Genomic DNA, 294 nt, shown 5'->3' with positions numbered 1-294 from the left:
GTTGTCCAGCACCACGTCGTAGGTGCCGCGCACGTCGGGGAAACTGTTGGCGTAGGCAGTGATGTCGTCGACGAGCTTTTTGTCCTCGGGGCCGCCGAGGAGCGGGGAGAGCGCGTCGCCGAGCACCTCGAAGCCGGCTTTCAGCACCACGAGCGAGATGATGAGGCCCACGGCGCCGTCGATGTTCAGGTTCCAGAAGTTCTGGGCCGCCGCTACCACCAGCGTGCCGGCCGACAGCACTTCGTCATAGTTGGAATCGATGCCCGAGGCGATGAGGGCCTCGGAGTTCGTTTT

General features: G+C 63.9%; 1 pseudogene. It reads right to left on the bottom strand.

Going from position 1 to position 294, the window contains the following annotated elements:
• Positions 1–294, bottom strand: a pseudogene (locus NE591_RS14925) (hypothetical protein); the annotation flags it as partial.

This window comes from Adlercreutzia sp. DFI.6.23, assembly GCF_024462535.1.
Taxonomy (GTDB): Bacteria; Actinomycetota; Coriobacteriia; order Coriobacteriales; family Eggerthellaceae; genus Adlercreutzia; species Adlercreutzia rubneri.
This window is presented reverse-complemented; position numbering and strand designations above follow the sequence as displayed.